We start from the raw sequence: 19,103 nt of genomic DNA, 5'->3' as shown, positions 1-19,103 counted from the left end.
CCGATGCGCCGCACCCCGTTCGCCCCGCTCGCCGCCGCCGCGCTGGCCGCGCTCGCCGGCTGCCGTGCCACCGCGCCGGTCGCTCCCGCCGCCCCCGTCCCCGCCGCGCCCGTGCCGGCGCCCGCCCCGCCCGCCCCCGTGCGCGAGCCCAGGGTGGCGCTCGTGCTCGGCGGCGGCGCCGCCCGCGGCTTCGCCCACATCGGCGTGATCCGGGTGCTCGAGCAGGAGCGGATCCCCGTGGACCTGGTGGTCGGGACCAGCGTCGGCAGCCTCATCGGCGCGCTCTACGCGAGCGAGAAGGACTCGTTCGACCTCGAGTGGACCGCGTTCCAGCTCCAGCAGGACGACCTGTTCGACTTCCGGCTGGTGAACGCCGTGATGGGCATGGGCTACGCGAAGGGGGAGAAGCTCGACGCGTTCGTGCGGGCGAAGGTGAAGCAGCCCAACATCGAGCAGCTCCGGATCCCGTTCGCGGCCGTCGCGACCGACCTGAACTGGGGAACGCGGGTGGTGATCGACCGCGGCCCCGTCGCGCCCGCCGTCCGCGCCTCCTCGGCCATCCCCGGCATCTTCGAGCCCGTCGGCCACATGGGGAAGCTGCTGGTGGACGGCGGCGTGGTGGACAACATCCCCATCGACGTCGCCCGCGAGAAGGGCGCCGAGGTGGTGATCGCCGTGGACATCTCCGAGGACGTCGGGAACACCAGCATCCGCAACGCGCTCGACGTGATCCTCCAGGCGACCAACATCATGTTCGCGGAGAACGTGGCGCACCGGAAGCAGGGCGCCGACGTGCTGGTCCAGCCCGACGTGCGCGGCATCGGCATGCTCGACTTCACGCAGAAGAAGCGCTGCGTGCAGGCCGGCATCGAGGCCGCCCGCGCCGCCATGCCCCGCGTCCGCGCCGCGATCGAGGCGTGGAAGGCGAAGCAGGCCGCCCAGCGCCCGCGGGCGTGACCGCATCGACGCAGGAGGTGGGTCGGACGCCTCAGGGCGACTCGCCGCGCCGCCTCGGCGCGTAGGCGTCGATGAGCGCGTCGCCGAACACCCGCCGCGCCTCCGCGAGGTTGTGCCCCCGGCAACGGATCCTGAGGTTGTCCGCCGTGGAGGCCCCGCCGCGCGCCACCGGGACGACGTGGTCGAGCTCGAGCTGGTGGGTGGAGCCGCACCGCTCGCCGGACGCCAGCACGAAGGTGCACCGCCCGCCATCCCGCTCCCAGACCTCGCGGCGAACGTGGGCCGGGATGTGCTCCGGCTTCGCGGGTCGAACCGTCTTCTGCGGCCGAGCCGTGAGCCCCTTGCGCCGCCCGCGCTCGTCGAGGAGCTGATCGAGGGCGGCCTCGAGGACGTCCTCGCGCGTGGCGCCGGGCATGGAGTGGGACAGCGCATCGCGTGCCGCGTCGAGCTTGTCGAGGAAGGCCTTCGAGACGGTGAGGTGCATGCGGGCCGAATCCCCGGCGAGCCAGTCCACCGAGCTGGGCCTGGCGGCAGGGCTCACCGCTCGCAGTTCGACAGGCTCACTGCGAGCGGACTCTGAACGGCCATCGGCCTCGACCCGATTGGGTGCATTCAGTTCGGGCGCCCGAAATGAAATCGGAGCCGATGCCGCTGCCGGCACCTCGGAAGCCGTCCGGATGGGCACGACGACCTCGCGGCGCGGCGGGTTCTCCACGGGGCGGATGGTGGCAGCCACCGCCGCCGCATCCCGGCTCGAGAGCCCGAAGAACCGCGGCAGGATCTCCGCGCAGTTCTCGGCGGTCACCACCTTCGCCAGCTCGCAGACGGAGGAGAGGCAGAGCTTGCCTTCGCGCAGTGCGCCTTCGACCGTGGGGTACCGCTGGATGAGCTCCGCCGCCGTCTTGCGGTACTGCGCTGCCCCCGCCGAGAGCCCCAGCTCGCGCCGCAGGAACGAGAAGAGCGAGGTGTGCCCGCGCTCCCGGTACAGCCCCCGCCGGTCGAACTCCGCCAGCGCGACGAGGAACTCCGCCATGGCGTGGCGCTCGGAACGGAGGAGGGCAATGAGACGGTTCGTGAACTCGAGTGCGATGTCCATGACGGAAGCATCGCACGCGAATTCCGCGCTCCGTGAAACGCACGAGGATGCCCCGGGACGCGAGAACGCGAGCAGGGTGCCGCGACCCCCCGGCTCGCCGTCCAGCGCCGCAGCGCCGCGCCGCGAGCGCGCGAAAGGCCTGCGATGACGCGTCGCCAACAGCGAACGCGCCGCCGCCTGTGAACCCCGTCAAGCGTTCACTGAGAGACAAACGGGTGCAGCATCACTCCACGCCCACGCCCACGCCCGCGCCCACGGCCGCGCCTTCGGCTTCACGCGCCCCCGCGCCCCGCGTCCCACCCTCGGGCCTCTCGCGAGCCGATCCCGCAACCAGCGGTCCCGGCCCACCGCCCCGCCCCCGACCGCCGCTGCCCCGTCAAAAGCCAGAACCGCCCCCGACCCCCGCCGCCCCGTCAAAAGCCCGCACGCCATCAAGAGCCCCCACGGCCAGCCCCCACGGCCAGCCCCCCACCGGCCAGCCCCCCACCGGCCAGCCCCCCCCCTAATCCAGCCCCCGCTCCCAGAGCTCCTCCTCGTCCAGCCCGAGGAAGTGCCCGACCTCGTGCACCAGCGTCACCCCGATCTCCTCGATCAGCTCCTCGCGGCTGCGCGCGAACCGCTCCAGGTTCTTCTGGTAGAGCACGATCGACGACGGGAAGTGGCTCCACGGATCCATCGACGCCTTCTGCCCCCACGGCGCGCCGCGGAACAGGCCGAGGATCGCGGGCGAGAGCGGCGGGTCCGAGCCGCGCAGGTCGTCGTCCTGCGGCAGGTCCTCCACCGTGATCGCCACGTTCGACAGGTACCGCCGCACCGGCTCGGGCAGCCGCTCCAGCGCCGCCTCCACCGCCGCGTCGAACGCCTCGTGCGTGAGCGACACCGGCTCGGGGAACTCCTCCGGCGCGAGCTTGCGCGCCCGCGCGAAGCGGCGCGCCGCCTCGGCCGCGTCGCCCTGCCGCTCGGCCACCAGCCCGAGCTGGTGGTGCACCCAGGGGTCCTTCCGGTCGAGCGCCTCGGCCCGGAGCAGCACCGCGCGCGCCTCGTCGAGGCGCGAGAGCTCGTAGAGCGCGAACGCCTGCTCGAGCAGGATCTCCACCCGGTCCGGCGCCGCCCGCGCGGCCTCCTCCAGCCGGACGAGCGCCTCGTCCGCCCGGCCGAGCTGGTCGAGCGCCGCGCCCTCGAGGTAGGCGAGGTCGGCGGCGAGGTCCGGGTCGTCGAGCTTCCGGGCGGCCCGGCTGCCCCGCCGCGCCAGCTCCAGCGCGCGCTCCGCCCGCTCGCGCCCGGTGTCCTCGTCGGCGAGCACGTTCAGGTGGAAGTCGGCGGCCCCGGCGAGCAGCTCCGGATCGTCCCGGCCGCGCTCCAGCGCGCGCTCGTACGCCTCGGCCGCGTCGTCGAGCCGGTCGAGCGCGGCCAGCGCGGCGGCGCGCAGGTGGAGCGCGGGGACCGACCGGGGCGACCGCGCCACCGCCTCGTCGGCGCGGGCGAGCGCCTCCTCGGGCTCGCCCTCCTCGAGCGCGGCGGCGGCGGCGTCGAGGAGGTCGTCCAGCGCTTCGGGACCGGGCATGCGTCGCGAGTAGCGGGGCGGGCGGCCGGTGTCAAACGTGCGCGCCCCGCGGGAGGGGCGCGGGCCGCGCGGCGGCGCGCGCGGGCTTCACGAACAGCGCGGATCCGGCGGGCCGCGGGCGGGCCACCGGGGTCGCGGCCGGGCGCCGCTTGACCGAGGTCGGGGAGCGGTTATGTTAGCGGCCGCCCGGGGCGACTGCCAACCCGAGTCGCCCCACAACATCTCAGGACTACTGAAGTTTCTCTGAAAAGGAGAGCCGGCATGGCCGCCAAGGAGATCGCATTCCACCAGCCCGCCCGCGAGGCCATCCTCCGCGGGGTGCAGACGCTGGCCGAAGCCGTCGCGGTGACCCTCGGCCCGAAGGGCCGGAACGTGGTCATCGAGAAGAGCTTCGGCGCGCCGACCATCACCAAGGACGGCGTCACGGTCGCGAAGGAGATCGAGGTCGAGTCCAAGTTCGAGAACATGGGCGCCCAGATGGTGAAGGAGGTCGCGTCCCAGACCTCCGACAAGGCCGGCGACGGCACCACCACCGCCACCGTGCTCGCGCGCTCCATCTACGAGGAGGGCCTGAAGCTGGTCGCGGCCGGCCACAATCCCATGGACCTGAAGCGCGGCATCGACCGCGCGGTCGAGGCGGTCGTCGCCCACCTGAAGGCGCTCTCCACCCCGACGAAGGGCAAGGAGGACATCGCCCAGGTCGGCACCATCTCCGCGAACGGCGACACCACCATCGGCAACATCATCGCCGAGGCGATGGAGAAGGTCGGCAAGGAGGGCGTGATCACGGTCGAGGAGGCGAAGGGCCTCGAGACCACGCTCGACGTGGTCGAGGGCATGCAGTTCGACCGCGGCTACTCGTCGCCGTACTTCGTCACCAACCCCGACCGGATGGAGGCGGTGCTGGAGGATCCGTACATCCTCGTCACCGAGAAGAAGATCACCGCGATGGCCGACCTCATCCCGGTGCTCGAGCAGGTGGCGCGCTCCGGCAAGCCGCTCCTCATCATCGCGGAGGAGGTCGAGGGCGAGGCGCTCGCCACCCTGGTGGTCAACAAGCTGCGCGGCACGCTGCACGTGTGCGCGGTGAAGGCTCCGGGCTTCGGCGACCGCCGCAAGGAGATGCTGAAGGACATCGCCACCCTCACGGGCGGCACCGTGGTCGCCGAGGAGCTCGGCATCAAGCTCGAGCAGCTCGGCCTGAAGGACCTCGGCCGCGCCAAGCGCATCACGGTGGACAAGGACAACACCACCATCGTGGACGGCGAGGGCAAGAAGGCGGACATCGAGGCCCGCATCAAGGTGATCCGCGGCCAGATCGAGGAGTCCACCTCGGAGTACGACCGCGAGAAGCTGCAGGAGCGGCTCGCCAAGCTGGTGGGCGGCGTGGCGGTCATCAACGTGGGCGCCGCCACCGAGACCGAGATGAAGGAGAAGAAGGCCCGGGTGGAGGACGCGCTCCACGCCACCCGCGCCGCGGTCGAGGAGGGCATCGTCCCCGGCGGCGGCGTGGCCTACCTCCGGTCGCTGGCCGAGCTCCAGAAGCTCGACGTGGGCCAGGGCGACCAGCGGTTCGGCGTCCAGATCGTGGTGAAGGCCCTCGAGTGGCCGGCCCGGCGCATCGCCGAGAACGCCGGCTGGGACGGCCCGGTGGTGGTGAACAAGATCCTCGAGGGGAAGGGCGCGTTCGGCTTCAACGCCGCGACCGACACCTTCGAGGACCTGACCAAGGCCGGCGTCATCGATCCGACCAAGGTCTCCCGCACCGCGCTCCAGAACGCGGCCTCGGTCGCGAGCCTGCTCCTCACCACCGAGGCGATGGTGGCCGACAAGCCGAAGAAGAAGGCCGCCCCGGGCGGCGGCGCCGCCGGCATGGGCGGCGGCATGGACGAGATGGACTACTAGCTTCCCGCCGTCCCTGGGGTTTTCCCCCTGCGCCGATCCGGGTGCAGGGGGAACCCCATCCCTCGACGGGGTGCGTCATTGACACCGGACCCTCACCCGGGTAGGGTATTTGCATACGACGGACGGCCAAGGCGATATCGGCCCGTCTCGTCGATGACGAGGGCAGCCGCTACTACGTGCTCGGACGGGCGGAACCCGGCAGTCGTCGTCAGCGGGGCCAAGGATCCTTCCTTGGCCCCGCGTTTTTTTTGGCGGTGAGCGCTCGCGCCCCGCCCGCTACGGCCGCTCGCCGGCCGGGATCGGGGGCAGGTCCTTCGACGCCATGTAGACCACGTTCCGGCTGGAGCGCTTGCCGCGGTACATGGCGCGGTCGGCGAGGTCGAGGATCTCGCTCTTCTCCTGGGCGTGCTCGGGGTAGCTGGCGAGGCCGATGGAGGCGGTGACCCGCACCCGGGCGCCCTCCCGCGACAGGAAGCGGTGGTCCTCGATGGCCCGGCGGACCCGCTCGGCCACCTTCAGCCCGCCGCCGGAGTCGATCCCCACCAGCAGCACCACGTACTCGTCCCCCCCGTAACGGACCAGGACGTCCTCGTCCCGGACGCAGGAGCGGAGCACCCGGGCCACCTCGACGAGCAGGCGCGAGCCGGAGAGGTGGCCGTGCTGGTCGTTGACCGTCTTGAAGTGGTCGAGATCCATGAACAGGACCGAGAACGGGCGGCCGCTCTGCATCTCGCGGTCGAGCGCCATGTCCAGGTAGCGGGTGTTGTAGAGGTGCGTGAGGTCGTCGAGGTAGGCGAGGTGCTCGACCTGCCGCAGCCGGCCCAGGTTGCGGAGCGCCAGGCCCAGGTTGCGGCAGAGGTAGCCCACCGCCTCGGCGCCGGTCGGGTCGAGCGGGCCGGGCGCGTGCACCGCCACCGCCCCGAGCAGCGCGCCCTCCTCGGTGACCGGCAGCAGGAGCACCCGCGGCCCGAACGGCCCCAGCTCGCCCGGCGCCCGCTCGGCCCGCGCCACCGGGTCGGCGCCCAGCCCCTCGAGCTCCTCCCGGCAGGCGGCGAGCAGCTCGACCGCCACCGCGTGATCGGTCCCGTGCGCGCCGGAGGGCACCCAGCTCGCGTCCGCCGCCTTCTCCAGCAGCACCGCCACCGCGCTGCGCGCCGCCGCCGCGACCGAGGCGAGCGCCATCGGCACGAGCTTGTCGCGATCGAGCGTGGCGGCGATGCGCTGGCCGGTCTCGAACAGCGTGAGGTGCGCGCGCAGCACCTTGTTCTCGGCGAGCAGCTCGCGGGTGGCGAGGCAGCGCTGCACGGCGAGCTGGAGCTGCTCCGGCGTGACCGGCTTCACCAGGTAGTCCGAGGCGCCCGACTTCATGGCGCGCACCGCCGGGTCCACCTTGTCGAGCGCGGTGATGACCGTGACCTCGAGGTTCGGGTCGAGCTGCTTCGCGGCCGAGAGCAGGTCGAGGCCGGACGAGCCCGGGAGGATCACGTCGGTGAGGAGCACGTCGAAGCGCCGCTGGCGCAGGAGGGCGAGCGCCGCCTCGGCGTCCTCCGCGAGCTCGACCTCGTACCCCGCCGCGCGCAGGTAGTCCGAGTACACGGTGCGCGCGAAGCGCTCGTCGTCCACGAGGAGGACCGAGTAGGCCATCGCGGATCGTCGTATATCATGGCCCGTGTCGCTCCCCTCGGACCGCAAGGCGCTCCTCTTCTCGGCCGGCGGTGTGCGCCTGGCGCTGCGCCTGTCGCAGCTCCGGGAGATCGTCGCCGTCCCCGAGGCGGCCGGCGAGGTGATCGCCCGGGGCGAGGCGGTGCCGGCGGCGTTCGTCTCCACCGTGCTGGGCCTGCCCGGCGGCCCGTGCCCGTTCGCGCTGCTCACCGAGGGGCCCCCGCGCGTGGCGCTGCGCGTCGAGGCGCTGCACGGGATCGTGGACCTCGCCGAGGCCGAGTTCTTCCAGCTGCCCGCGCGCACCCCGCTGCCGCAGCCCCCGCCGTTCGCCGGCGCGATCGTGATGGGCGGGGCGGTGACGCTGGAGCTGGCGGTCGGGACGCTCGGCTTCGCCCCGCTGGAGCCGGCGCTGGACGCCGCCGAGCCGCCGCCCGACCTCGGGCTCGCCGCCGAGCGCGAGCTGCGGTTCGCGCGGGCGGGGCGGGAGTACGCGGTCCCGCTCGCGCTGCTCCTGCAGGTGCTGGAGGAGCCGGCGCTCGCGCCCGTGCCGCTCACCCCGCCGTCGCACCGCGGGCTGCTCTACCACGGCCGCGCGCTCCACCCGGTGGTGGACCTGGCCGTGCTGTACGGCGGCGCCGGAGGGGAGGGGCGCACCGTGCTCCTGCTCGACGCGGGCGGCGCGGGCATCGGCGTGGTGGCCGACCGCGTGCTCGGGGTCGGGGAGGGCGGCGAGGACGTGCTGCGTCCGCCCTGGGATGCGCTGTTCGGGGGCTAGCCGGCGCCGGGCGCGGCGCGGGCCCGACTGTCGCCAACCCTGCGCAAAGCCCCGCAAATCTTGACATTCGAGGGATCCCGGCGGTACTGGAGTGGATCCTCTCCACAGGCCCGGAACGGCCCGGAAACCCGCCCCATGCCCAAGACCCTTCTCCTCGCGGACGACTCGATCACGATCCAGAAGGTCGTGGGCATCACCTTCGCGAACGAGGACGTACAGGTCGTCGCGGTGGACAACGGGGAGGACGCGCTCGCCAAGGCGCGCGAGCTCCGCCCCGCGGTGATCCTGGCCGACGTGGTGATGCCGCGGCGTAACGGCTACGAGCTGTGCGAGGCGGTGAAGTCCGACCCGGCCCTGCGCGGCATCCCGGTGCTGCTGCTCGCCGGCACGTTCGAGGCGTTCGACGAGGCCCGCGCCCGCGGCGCGCACGCCGACGGCCACATCTCCAAGCCCTTCGAGAGCCAGGCGCTCATCAACAAGGTCCGCGAGCTGCTCGGCGAGCCGCCCGCCACCGCGCCCTCGCCGTACCGCGGCGCCGGCGCCGCGCCGCAGCCGGCCGCGCAGGCCCCGGTGCCCTCGCAGCGCGCCCCGCTCGCGCCGCCCCCCGGCGCGCGCCCGCCCGCCCCGGCGGCGCCCGGCGCCCGGCCGCTCTCGGCCGTCCCGGCCGGCCCCGGCCGCCCGCCCGCGCCCGGCCCCGGGACGCCGCCGCCCGGCGCGCGCCCGCCCGGCCCCGGCTTCGCCCCCGGTGCGCGTCCTCCCGCCCCCGGCATGCCCCCTGGCGCCCGCCCGATGCCCGGCATGCCGCCGGGCGCCCCCGCCGGCTTCCGCCCCGGCGCCGCGCCGCCCCCCGGCGCGCGTCCGCCCGCTGCCGGCATGCCGCCCGGCGCCCGCCCGGCGATGCCGGGCATGCCGCCGCCCGGTGCGCGTCCTCCCGCCCCCGGCATGCCGCCCGGCGCCCGGGCAACGCCCGAGATGCGGCCCGGGATGCCCCCCGGCGCCCGCCCGATGGCCGGCATGCCGCCCGGCGCCCCCGCCGGCTTCCGCCCCGGCCCCGGCATGCCGCCGCCCGGCGCGCGCCCCTCGCCCACGCCGGTCCCGCAGCCGGCCGCGCCGGCCGCCCGCCGCGATCCGTTCGGCTTCGGCGTCCAGGGTCCGCAGGTCGGGACCGGCGGCCCGCAGCGCGCGGTGAACGCGCCGCCCCCGGCGCCCGCGCCCGAGACCGACTGGAGCGATCTCGACCTCGGCGGCGAGCCCGCCGCGCCGAGGCCGGCGCCCGCGCTCGAGCTGGACGCCCCGCGCGCCGCGCCCGCGCCCGTGGAGCTGCCCGGCGCGCCGGACGAGGCGCCGGAGCTCGCGCCCATGCACGCGTTCGTACCCCCCGCCGCCTCCACCGGCCACGCGCCGGCGCCGGCGGCCGCTGCGGCCGACGGCGGGGAGGCGGCGCTGCGCGAGGCCATCGGCAAGGCGTCGCGCGAGGTCATCGAGCGGGTGGTCTGGGAGGTGGTCCCCGAGCTCGCGGAGACGATCATCCGCGAGAACCTCGACCGCCTCGTCAAGCAGCGCCAGGGCTGAGCCGCCGCGGCGGCGCCGCCCGTTCCCAACGCATGCCGCGCCGAGGCCGCGCGCCCGATCGCCGGGCGGCCGCGGTCCGCGCAGGCCCGGAGACGACGTGTCGAACCCGAATCCCATCGAGAACGAGAACCGCACCGAGCTCGCCAAGGGCTACGAGCACCGCGAGGTCGAGGCCCGCTGGTATCCCTTCTGGCAGGAGCGCGGCTACTTCCACGGCGACGAGCACGACCGCACCCGCCCGCCGTTCTCCATCGTGCTGCCGCCGCCCAACGTGACCGGCTCGCTGCACCTCGGGCACGCGCTCACCGCCACGCTGCAGGACGTGCTCATCCGCTGGAAGCGGATGAGCGGCTTCAACACGCTCTGGCTCCCCGGGACCGATCACGCGGGCATCGCCACGCAGATGATCGTCGAGAAGGAGCTGAAGAAGACCGAGAAGAAGAGCCGGCACGACCTGGGGCGCGAGGCGTTCCTGGAGCGCGTCTGGGCCTGGAAGGAGCAGTACGGGTCGCGCATCGGCGAGCAGCACAAGGCGCTGGGCGCCTCGCTCGACTGGCAGCGCGAGCGCTTCACCATGGACGAGGGGCTCTCCCGGGCGGTGCGCGAGGTGTTCGTGCGCCTGCACGAGGAGGGGCTCATCTACCGGGAGAAGAAGCTCATCAACTGGTGCCCGGACTGCCGCACCGCGCTCTCCGACCTGGAGGTCGAGCACGAGGAGGCGCACCAGGGCGAGCTGTGGAGCTTCGCGTACCCGCTCGCCGACGGCTCGGGCGAGATCGTGGTGGCGACCACCCGGCCCGAGACGATGCTCGGCGACACCGCGGTGGCGGTCCACCCGCTCGACGCGCGCTACATGGCGCTCCACGGCAAGAAGGTCCGCCACCCCATCACCGGGCGCACCTTCCCCATCGTCGCCGACGCCATCCTGGTGGACCCGAAGTTCGGCACCGGCGCGGTGAAGGTCACCCCGGCGCACGACTTCAACGACTTCGAGGTGGGCAAGCGCCACGGCCTCGAGATGATCACGGTCATCGGCCCGGACGGCCGCATGACCGCCGAGGCCGGCCCGCTCGCCGGGCTGGATCGCTTCGAGGCGCGCAAGGAGGTGAAGCGCCTCCTCGCCGAGCAGGGGCTGGACCGCGGCGCGAAGCCGCACGTCCTGCCGCTCGGCCGCTGCCAGCGCAGCGCCACGATCCTCGAGCCGCTGCTCTCGGACCAGTGGTACGTGCGCATCGAGCCGCTGGCCCGGCCCGCCATCGAGGCGGTGGAGCAGGGGAAGACCCGCTTCATCCCGGAGCAGTGGACGAACACGTACATGGCGTGGATGCGCAACATCCACGACTGGTGCATCAGCCGGCAGCTGTGGTGGGGCCACCAGATCCCGGCCTGGTACTGCCCCGACGGCCACGTCACGGTGGCGCGCGAGACGCCGGAGGCCTGCTCGACCTGCGGCAAGCGCGAGCTGCGCCAGGACGAGGACGTGCTCGACACCTGGTTCTCGTCCGGCCTGTGGCCGTTCTCCACCATGGGCTGGCCGGAGCGGACCGACACGCTGCGGACCTTCTACCCGACCTCCGTCATGGAGACCGGGCACGACATCATCTTCTTCTGGGTGGCCCGGATGATGATGATGGGCCTCCACTTCATGGGCGAGGTGCCTTTCCGGACCGTGTACCTGCACCCGATGGTGCGCGACGAGAAGGGCCAGAAGATGTCGAAGACGAAGGGGAACGTCATCGACCCCCTCGTCATCACCGAGCAGTACGGCGCCGACGCGCTCCGCTTCACGCTGGCGGCGCTCACCGCGCAGGGGCGCGACATCAAGCTCGCGAAGGAGCGCATCGAGGGCTACCGCGCCTTCGCCAACAAGCTCTGGAACGCGAGCCGCTTCGCGCTCATGAACCTGGCCGGCTACGAGGAGCGCGGGGACGACCCGGCCCGCGCCGCGCGCACGCCGGCCGACCGCTGGATCCTGGCCCGGCTGCAGCGCGCGGTGAACGAGACGGTGGAGGCGCTCGAGGCGTTCCGGTTCAACGACGCCGCGAACGCCGTGTACGCGTTCGTCTGGCACGAGCTGTGCGACTGGTACATCGAGCTGTCCAAGGAGGCGCTCGCCTCCGAGGACGCCGAGGCGCGGCGGGCCGTCCAGGCCGTGCTGGTGCACTGCCTCCAGACGTCCTACCGCCTGCTCCACCCGTTCATGCCGTTCATCACCGAGGAGCTGTGGCACGTGCTCCGCGCGCAGGTCGGCGCGAGCGCGTGGGCCGACTCGGTCCTGGTCGCCGAATACCCCCGAAAGGGCGAGGCGGACGAGGCGGCAGAGGCCGCTTTCCGCCCGGTTCTCGGGATCATCGACGCGGTGCGCAACATCCGCGGCGAGATGGGCATCCCGTGGAAGGTGAAGCTGGGCGCGCAGGCGCCGGTGGAGATCGCGGTGGCGGACCCCGCGGTCCGCGACCTGCTGCAGGCCGGCGAGCTGGCCCGGGTGCACCGGGTGGCCGGGGTCGAGGGCTCGCACCTCGTGGTCGCGGCCGCGACCGCCCCGGCGCCGCAGTCGGCGGTGGGGGTGGGCCCCGGGTTCGAGGTGCGCGTCCCGCTCGCCGGGGTCATCGACCTGGCGGCCGAGACCGCCCGCGTGGACAAGGAGATCGGGAAGGTCGATCAGGACCTCGCCGTCCTCGAGCGGAAGCTCCAGAACCCGTCCTTCGTGCAGAACGCGCCGGCGGCGGTGGTCGAGAAGGACCGTGCCCGGGCGGAGGAGCTTCGCGAAAAAAGAGGCAAGCTCGAGGCGCATCGTGCGATGCTTTCGGGATCGGAGGCGAATTCCGCCAGGAGGGACACCATGGAGATCCAGAACGAGCAGAAGCCGACGCAGGACGCGCCCGCTGCCCCGTCGCAGCAGGCGCAGGAGAACCCGGTCGTCGAGAGCGCCGAGAAGGCCGTCGCCGCGGTGAGCGAGGCCGCGCAGCAGGCCGCGACCGCGGTCGCGTCGGGCATCGAGAAGGTGGCGGCGGTGGTCCGCAAGACGGTTCGCCGCTCCGTGAAGAAGGCCGCCGCGAAGCGCGCCGCCATGAAGAAGAAGGTCGCGAAGAAGGTCGCCGCGAAGAAGCCGGCCGCCAAGAAGAAGGTCGCGAAGAAGGCGCCCGCGAAGAAGGTCGCGCGGAAGCCGGCGCCGAAGAAGGTCGCGAAGAAGACGGCCAAGAAGAAGGCCGGGAAGCGGAAGTAGGCGGCGGCGCGCGGATGCCCCGGCTCTCCGCCCACGCCGAGCGCCTCCTCGACCTGGCGCTCGAGGAGGACCTCCTCCTCGGCGACGCGACGAGCGAGGCGACCATCGACGCCTCGGCGACCGGGGAGGGCCGGTTCCTCGCGAAGGAGGACCTGGTCCTCGCCGGCACCGCGGTGGCGGTGCGGGTGTTCGAGCGGCTCGGGGCATCCTGCACGTTCGACCGCGCCGACGGCGCGCGCGCCGCGCGCGGCGAGCTCGTCGGCACCGCGCGCGGCACGGTGCGCGCGCTGCTCGCCGCCGAGCGCACCGCGCTGAACTTCCTCCAGCGGCTCTCCGGCGTGGCGACCGCCACCCGCCGCTGCGCCGACGCGCTGGCCGCGGGCGGCGGCCGCACCCGCCTGCTCGACACGCGCAAGACCACGCCGGGCTGGCGCATGCTGGAGAAGGCCGCGGTGCGCGCCGGCGGCGGCAAGAACCACCGCTTCAGCCTGGGCGACGGCGTCCTCATCAAGGACAACCACGTCGCGGCCTGCGGCGGCGTCGCCGAGGCGGTCCGGCGCGCCCGCGCCTCGGCCGGCGCGATGCTGCGGGTCGAGGTCGAGGTCGAGGACCTGCCCGGGCTGGACGAGGCCATCGCGGCCGGCGCCGACCTGGTGCTGCTCGACAACATGGACGACGCGGCCATGGCCGAGGCGGTCCGCCGCGCGGCCGGCCGCGTCCTGCTCGAGGCCAGCGGCAACATGACGCTGGAGCGGCTCCCGCGCGTGGCCGCGACCGGGGTGGACTTCGTGTCCATGGGGGCGGTCACGCACAGCGCGCGGGCCGTGGACCTCGCGTTCGACCTGGCCTGACCCGCGCCTGCCCGGGCGCGCCATTTGACAGGCCGTCGCCGGCCCCGGAAGATCGCGGGACCATGGCGACCGAGCCGTCCGACTCCGCCGAGCTGGTGCTCGCGTTCCTGGCCGAGGCCGGGGACGAGGTCGTGTCCGGCGAGGCCATCTCCGACAAGCTCGGCCTGACCCGCGCCGCGGTGTGGAAGCACGTGAACGCGCTGCGGGCCCGCGGCTACCGCATCGACGCGGTGCCGGCGCGCGGCTACCGGCTGGCCGAGGTGCCGGACCGGCTCACCGCGCTGGAGCTGCGGCCGCTGCTCAACACCCACGACCTCGGCCAGGTGCTCCACGCCTACGAGGAGCTCGCCTCGACGAACGACCGCGCCCGGGAGCTGGCCGAGGAGGGCGCCGTGCACGGCGAGGTGGTGATCGCCGAGCGGCAGACCGCCGGGCGAGGGCGGCGCGGCCGCGCCTGGATCTCGCCGCCGCGCAAGAACCTCTACTTCTCCGTGGTGCTCCGGCCCGACCTGCCCACGGCGCGCGCCCCGGAGGTCACGCTGGTGGCCTCGCTCGCCGTCTGCGACGCGCTCCGGCAGGCCGGGGTGGACGCCGGCATCAAGTGGCCGAACGACGTGCTCGCCGGCGGGCGCAAGATCGCCGGGATCCTCACCGAGCTGGCGGCCGAGCCGGATCGCGTCCACTGGATCGTCGTGGGCGTGGGCGTGAACGTGAACGCCGGGGCCGACGACTTCCCCGACGACCTGCGCGGCGAGGCCACCAGCGTGCTCCTGGAGCGCGGCGAGCCCGCCCCGCGCGCGCTGTTCGCGGCCGCCTGCCTGACCGCGCTCGAGGGCTGGCTGGACGTGCACGAGGAGCGGGGCTTCGCGCCCATCCGCGAGGCCTGGCGCGAGCGCTCGGTGACGCTGGGACGCGAGGTGCGGGTGCGGGTGGACGAGGGCGAGCTGGCCGGCACCGCCGAGGACATCGACGAGGCCGGGGCCCTGCTGGTCCGGACGGCGAGCGGGCTGGAGCGGGTGCTCGCGGGCGACGTCCGGCTGCTGCGGCCCCGCTGACCCGTGCGGCGGCGCGCGCCCGCGCCGGCCGCGGAATTGACCCCAGACAGGCCCGGAAGCTAGGCTCCCGCCCGTGCTCCTCGCCATCGACGTCGGCAACACCAACACCACCCTGGGCGCCTACGAGGGCGCCGTGCTCCGCAAGCACTGGCGCGTGGAGACGAGCCACACCCGCACCTACGACGAGTACGGGATCCTGCTGCGCCAGCTGTTCGCCTCGGCCGGCCTCGAGCCGGCGCGGGTCTCGTCGGTGGTGATCGCGAGCGTGGTCCCGCCGCTCGCCTTCACCCTCGAGCAGATGTGCGTCCGGTACTTCGACCGGAAGCCCATGTTCGTGGGCCCGGGGATGAAGACCGGGATGCCCATCCTCTACGAGAACCCGCGGGAGGTGGGCGCGGACCGGGTGGTGAACGCGGTGGCCGCGTTCGAGCGCTGGCGCTGCGCGCTGGTGGTGGTGGACTTCGGCACCGCCACCACCTTCGACGTCATCTCCGCGAAGGGCGAGTACCTGGGCGGCGCCATCTGCCCCGGGATCGGGATCTCCATGGACGCGCTGGCCCGCAGCGCCTCCAAGCTGCCGCGGGTGGAGTTCGCGAAGCCGCCGTCCGTCATCGGCAAGAACACCGTCGCCTCGATCCAGGCCGGCCTGGTGTACGGGTACGTCGGGATGGTGGACGGGATCTGCGCCCAGATCGCGGCCGAGCTGGCCACGCCGCCCAAGGTGGTGGCGACCGGCGGGCTCGCGCCGCTCATCGCCGGCGTCTCGCGCAGCATCACCGAGGTGGACGAGCACCTCACGCTGGAGGGGCTGCGCATCCTCCACGAGCGCAACCGGTGACCGGCCCGTCCACCTCATCCCCGGCGCCCGGCGCCGCCGCCCCGGCGCGGAGCCTCCTCGACGAGGGCCTCGCCGCGTTCACCGCGCGCGACCTGGGCGCGGCGCACGCTGCGTTCGAACGCGCGCACCGCCGGGACCCGCGCGACGCGCGCGCCATGTCCTGGTACGGCGTGACGCTGGTGCTCGTCGAGAAGAACTCGAACCTGGGCGTCACGCTGTGCGACCAGGCGCTGCGCGCCACCGGCCCGGAGCCGGAGCTCCTGCTCAACCAGGCCCGCGTGCACCTCGCGCTCAACCAGCGCGAGCGGGCGGTGCGCGCCATCCTGCGCGGGCTCGAGCTGTGGCCGCGCGACGCGAGCCTCTGCATGGCCCGCGACACCATCGGCATCCGCCGCCCGCCGGTGATCGGCTTCCTCTCCCGCAACAACCCGCTGAACCGCTTCCTCGGCCGGATCCGGCACAAGTGGCAGCGGCGGCACACGCCGCTCTACGAGATGTCGCCGCTCGCGCTGGGCTTTCCCCCAGCGCCGCCCGAGGCGCCGCCGCCGCCCGCGCCGGTCCCGCTGGAGGTGGAGGCGGCGCCCCCCGCGGCGGAGCCTGCCGCGGACCCCACCCCATCCGACGCGCCCGCCGCCGAGCAGGCCGAGCCCGCCGCGTCCGGCACTGCCGCGCCCGCCGAGCCCGGTGCGGCCGAGGCCGCACCGGCAGCCCCCGCGCCCACCGCGGAGGCCGCCGGCGCGCCCGCCGCGCCGCCGGAGCCGGACGAGCCTCGAGAGGTCGAACGCTGATGCCGGACTGTCCGCTCCCGCTGGAGACCCTGCCGAAGCCGCTGCAGAAGCACGCCGACCCGAAGGCCCCGCTGCCGCTCCGCACCATGGGCGCGAAGGGGCTCGTCCCGGCGGTGGCCGCCGCGGATCTGGCCACGCTCCTGTTCATGCTGGCGCACGACCCCGAGGCCGCGGTGCGCGACACGGCGGCGAAGACCGCCGAGGGGCTGCCCGAGAAGATCTGGAGCGTGGCGCTGCGCTCGGACGAGGTGCCCGGCGCGGTGCTGGACTGGATGGCCGACCGGCTGTCGCAGCGGGAGGGCGCGCTCGAGCTGGTGCTGCTCAACCCGGCCACGCTGGACGGGACGGTGGCCCGCCTCGCCGCGATCGTGCCGCAGCGGCTCGCCGAGATCGTCCGGCAGAACGAGCTGCGCCTGCTCCGGCACGAGCCCATCGTGCGCGCGCTCTGCGCGAACCCGGGCGTGCTGGCGTCCACCCTGGACGGCGCCTGCGACTTCTGCGTGCGCAACGGGCTCACGCTGCTCGACGTGCCGCAGATGGTCGAGGCGCACAAGCGCGTCCACGGCGTCGACCCCACCGTGAAGCCGCCCGAGCCGGGCGAGACCGCCGCCCAGCTGATGGCCGAGTACGCGGACGAGCTGGCGCGCGACGGCGCCGGCGAGGGCGCGCCGCCCGCGGCGGAGACCGAGGAGCAGTCCACCCGCAAGCTGAACATCACGCAGCGGGTGATGCGCATGAGCGTGTCGGAGAAGATCAAGCTCGCCACGCTCGGCAACAAGGAGGCCCGCACCCTGCTCCTGCGCGACGCGAACAAGCTGGTGTGCATGGCGGCGGTCACCAGCCCCCGCATCACCGACGGCGAGATCCTCTCGCTGGCCAATTCGCGCACCGTGAGCGCCGACGTGCTGCGCCACATCTACGGCACCCGCGAGTACCTGAAGACCTACGCCATCAAGATCTCGCTCGTGAAGAACCCGAAGGTCCCGCTGCCCACCGCGCTCAAGATGCTCACCACGCTCCAGGAGAAGGACATCAAGGAGCTGGCCCGCGATCGGAACGTGCCGCAGACGATCCAGGCGCAGGCCAAGGCGTGGATGATGAAGAAGGAGCAGGCGGCGCGCGGGCCGGTGGGCGGGAAGCACTAGTGGCCGGGACCCCCGAGGCGGCGGGCGCGGCGCCGGTCCGCGTCGGGCGCGCGGTGTGGCTGTCCGCCGCCACCATGTCCTCGCGGGTGCTGGGCCTGGTCCGCGACCAGCTCTTCGCGATCCTGATCGGCGCGAACCGGTTCTCCGACGCGTTCGTGGTCGCGTTCCGGATCCCCAACCTGCTCCGCGACCTGTTCGCCGAGGGCGCGCTCTCCTCGGCGTTCGTGCCCGCGTTCGCCGACGCCCACCGCAACCGCGGCCGCGAGGCGGCCTACCGGCTCGCGAACACGGTGGTGGCGCTGGTGCTGCTGGTGGTGGGGAGCATCACGCTGCTCGGGATCGCCTTCGCCGGCCCGCTCGTCGCGCTCATGGCGCCGGGCTACACCGCCGACCAGGCGGCGCTGGCGGCGTACCTCACCCGGATCATGATGCCGTTCCTGCTCCTCGTCTCGCTCTCCGCGGTGGCGATGGGCATGCTGAACGCGCAGGGGCGCTTCACCGCGCCGGCGGTGGCCCCCGCGCTGTTCAACGTGGGCGCCATCGCGGTCGGGGTCGGGCTGTGGCTGGCCGGGCTCCCGCCGGAGCGGGCGGTGGTGGGCTGGTCCATCGGCACGCTGCTCGGCGGCGCGCTCCAGCTCGCGGCGCAGCTCCCGTCGGTCCGCGCGGTGGGCTACCGCGCCCGGCCGGCGCTCGCCGGCGGCGCGCTCGCCGACCCCGGGGTCCGCCGCATCTTCCGGCTGATGGGGGCCGCGGTGGTGGGGCTCTCCGCCACCCAGGTGAACATCCTCGTCAACACCATCTTCGCCTCGCACCAGGAGGGCGCGAACACCTGGCTGCAGATGGCGTTCCGCCTCATGCAGCTCCCGCTGGGCGTGTTCGGCGTGGCCATCGCCACCGTGGCCGGCGCCGGCGTGGCGCAGCGGGCGGCGGCCCGCGACATGGGCGCGGTGCAGGACACGCTCGGCTCGGCGCTGCGGCTGGTCGCGTTCCTGAACGTGCCCTCGGCGGTGGGGCTGGCGGTGCTGGCCCGGCCCATCATCTCCGTCATCTACGAGCACGGGCGCTTCGGCGCGGCCGACACCGACGCCACCGCCGCGGCGCTGGTGTGCTACGCGGCCGGGCTCTACGCCTACTCCGCGGTGAAGGTGCTCGCGCCGGCGTTCTACGCGCTCGACCGCGCCCGCGTGCCGGTGGTGGGCAGCGTGCTCGGCATGGCGTCGAACGTGGTCCTCAACCTCGCGCTCTACCCCGTGCTCGGGTACCGGGGCGTGGCGCTCGGGACCTCGCTCGCGGCGCTCGCGAACTTCGCGGTGCTGCTGTTCTCCTGGCGGCGCCGCCACGGCCGGCTGGGCGGGGAGGGGCTCGTCCGCCAGCTCGGCAAGGTGCTGCTCGCGTCGGCGGTGCTGGCCGCGGTCGCCTGGGCCGCCGAGCGCGGGCTCGCCGGCCTGCTCGGCGGCCGCGCCGGCGTCCCGGCGCAGCTCGCCCTCGCGTTCGGCCCCATCGCCGCGGGCGGGCTCGCCTACCTCGCGGCGGCGCGCGCGCTGCGCATCGCCGAGCTCGACGAGCTCCTCGCCGGGCTGCGCCGGCGCCGCGCGCGCCGGGCCTGATCCGCCGCCTCCCCGGGGTTTGGCCGCGCGTGCGCGCGCGGCCTACCTTGCGGCGAGGGCGA

14 protein-coding genes are annotated in these 19,103 nt (G+C 74.2%); 11 read left to right on the top strand and 3 right to left on the bottom strand.

What is annotated here, in order from left to right:
• Positions 1 to 3: 3 nt before the first annotated feature.
• Positions 4 to 957, top strand: coding sequence for a patatin-like phospholipase family protein (locus ACOQFB_RS13850; protein ID WP_059437842.1), 954 nt, complete (start codon positions 4 to 6; stop codon positions 955 to 957).
• 31 nt (positions 958 to 988) lie between these two features.
• Here the strand turns inward: ACOQFB_RS13850 and ACOQFB_RS13845 are convergent, their stop codons facing one another.
• Both ACOQFB_RS13845 and ACOQFB_RS13840 read right to left on the bottom strand, forming a co-directional pair.
• Positions 989 to 2,053, bottom strand: coding sequence for an HNH endonuclease (locus ACOQFB_RS13845; RefSeq protein ID WP_421610561.1), 1,065 nt, complete (start codon positions 2,051 to 2,053; stop codon positions 989 to 991).
• A 502-nt stretch (positions 2,054 to 2,555) separates the two neighbouring features.
• Positions 2,556 to 3,617: a metallopeptidase family protein gene (locus ACOQFB_RS13840; RefSeq protein ID WP_421610560.1), complete on the bottom strand. Its 1,062-nt coding sequence runs from the start codon at positions 3,615 to 3,617 to the stop codon at positions 2,556 to 2,558.
• 261 nt (positions 3,618 to 3,878) lie between these two features.
• On the opposite strand from ACOQFB_RS13840, the gene groL reads away from it, so the two are divergent.
• Entirely contained in the window at positions 3,879 to 5,522 is a 1,644-nt protein-coding gene (gene groL / locus ACOQFB_RS13835; protein ID WP_421610559.1) for a chaperonin GroEL, read from the top strand.
• Positions 5,523 to 5,798: 276 nt separating this feature from the next.
• Here groL and ACOQFB_RS13830 read toward each other — a convergent pair whose 3' ends face one another.
• Positions 5,799 to 7,166, bottom strand: a complete 1,368-nt coding sequence (locus ACOQFB_RS13830) for a GGDEF domain-containing response regulator (RefSeq protein WP_059437846.1) — start codon at positions 7,164 to 7,166, stop codon at positions 5,799 to 5,801.
• Positions 7,167 to 7,191: 25 nt separating this feature from the next.
• On the opposite strand from ACOQFB_RS13830, the gene ACOQFB_RS13825 reads away from it, so the two are divergent.
• The 9 genes from ACOQFB_RS13825 (at position 7,192) to murJ (ending at position 19,041) form a co-directional block, all read left to right on the top strand.
• Complete coding sequence (locus tag ACOQFB_RS13825) at positions 7,192 to 7,959, top strand: chemotaxis protein CheW (protein WP_059437847.1); 768 nt, start codon at positions 7,192 to 7,194, stop codon at positions 7,957 to 7,959.
• Positions 7,960 to 8,094: 135 nt separating this feature from the next.
• The gene (locus ACOQFB_RS13820; RefSeq protein WP_494492252.1) at positions 8,095 to 9,531 is read left to right on the top strand and encodes a response regulator; all 1,437 of its coding nucleotides are present in this window, start codon (positions 8,095 to 8,097) and stop codon (positions 9,529 to 9,531) included.
• Positions 9,532 to 9,628: 97 nt separating this feature from the next.
• Complete coding sequence (locus tag ACOQFB_RS13815; RefSeq protein WP_059438625.1) at positions 9,629 to 12,757, top strand: valine--tRNA ligase; 3,129 nt, start codon at positions 9,629 to 9,631, stop codon at positions 12,755 to 12,757.
• A 14-nt stretch (positions 12,758 to 12,771) separates the two neighbouring features.
• Positions 12,772 to 13,608, top strand: a complete 837-nt coding sequence (gene nadC / locus ACOQFB_RS13810; protein WP_011421441.1) for a carboxylating nicotinate-nucleotide diphosphorylase — start codon at positions 12,772 to 12,774, stop codon at positions 13,606 to 13,608.
• Between the two features lie 62 nt (positions 13,609 to 13,670).
• The gene (locus ACOQFB_RS13805) at positions 13,671 to 14,663 is read left to right on the top strand and encodes a biotin--[acetyl-CoA-carboxylase] ligase (protein ID WP_059438624.1); all 993 of its coding nucleotides are present in this window, start codon (positions 13,671 to 13,673) and stop codon (positions 14,661 to 14,663) included.
• A 73-nt stretch (positions 14,664 to 14,736) separates the two neighbouring features.
• Positions 14,737 to 15,501 (top strand): type III pantothenate kinase, encoded by a 765-nt coding sequence (locus ACOQFB_RS13800; protein WP_059438623.1) that lies wholly within the window; start codon positions 14,737 to 14,739, stop codon positions 15,499 to 15,501.
• Positions 15,498 to 16,289, top strand: coding sequence for a tetratricopeptide repeat protein (locus ACOQFB_RS13795; RefSeq protein WP_059438622.1), 792 nt, complete (start codon positions 15,498 to 15,500; stop codon positions 16,287 to 16,289). The genes ACOQFB_RS13800 and ACOQFB_RS13795 overlap by 4 nt, the downstream gene beginning before the upstream one ends.
• Positions 16,289 to 17,434: a hypothetical protein gene (locus ACOQFB_RS13790; protein WP_059438621.1), complete on the top strand. Its 1,146-nt coding sequence runs from the start codon at positions 16,289 to 16,291 to the stop codon at positions 17,432 to 17,434. Before ACOQFB_RS13795 ends, ACOQFB_RS13790 begins: the two co-directional genes overlap by 1 nt.
• Positions 17,434 to 19,041, top strand: coding sequence for a murein biosynthesis integral membrane protein MurJ (gene murJ, locus ACOQFB_RS13785; protein ID WP_059438620.1), 1,608 nt, complete (start codon positions 17,434 to 17,436; stop codon positions 19,039 to 19,041). The genes ACOQFB_RS13790 and murJ overlap by 1 nt, the downstream gene beginning before the upstream one ends.
• Positions 19,042 to 19,103: the final 62 nt, after the last annotated feature.

Origin of the sequence: Anaeromyxobacter sp. Red801 (genome assembly GCF_049201065.2) — a bacterium.
Taxonomy (GTDB): domain Bacteria; phylum Myxococcota; class Myxococcia; order Myxococcales; family Anaeromyxobacteraceae; genus Anaeromyxobacter.
Note: the sequence above shows the minus strand (reverse complement) of the source record. Positions and strands in the feature narration are given on the sequence as shown.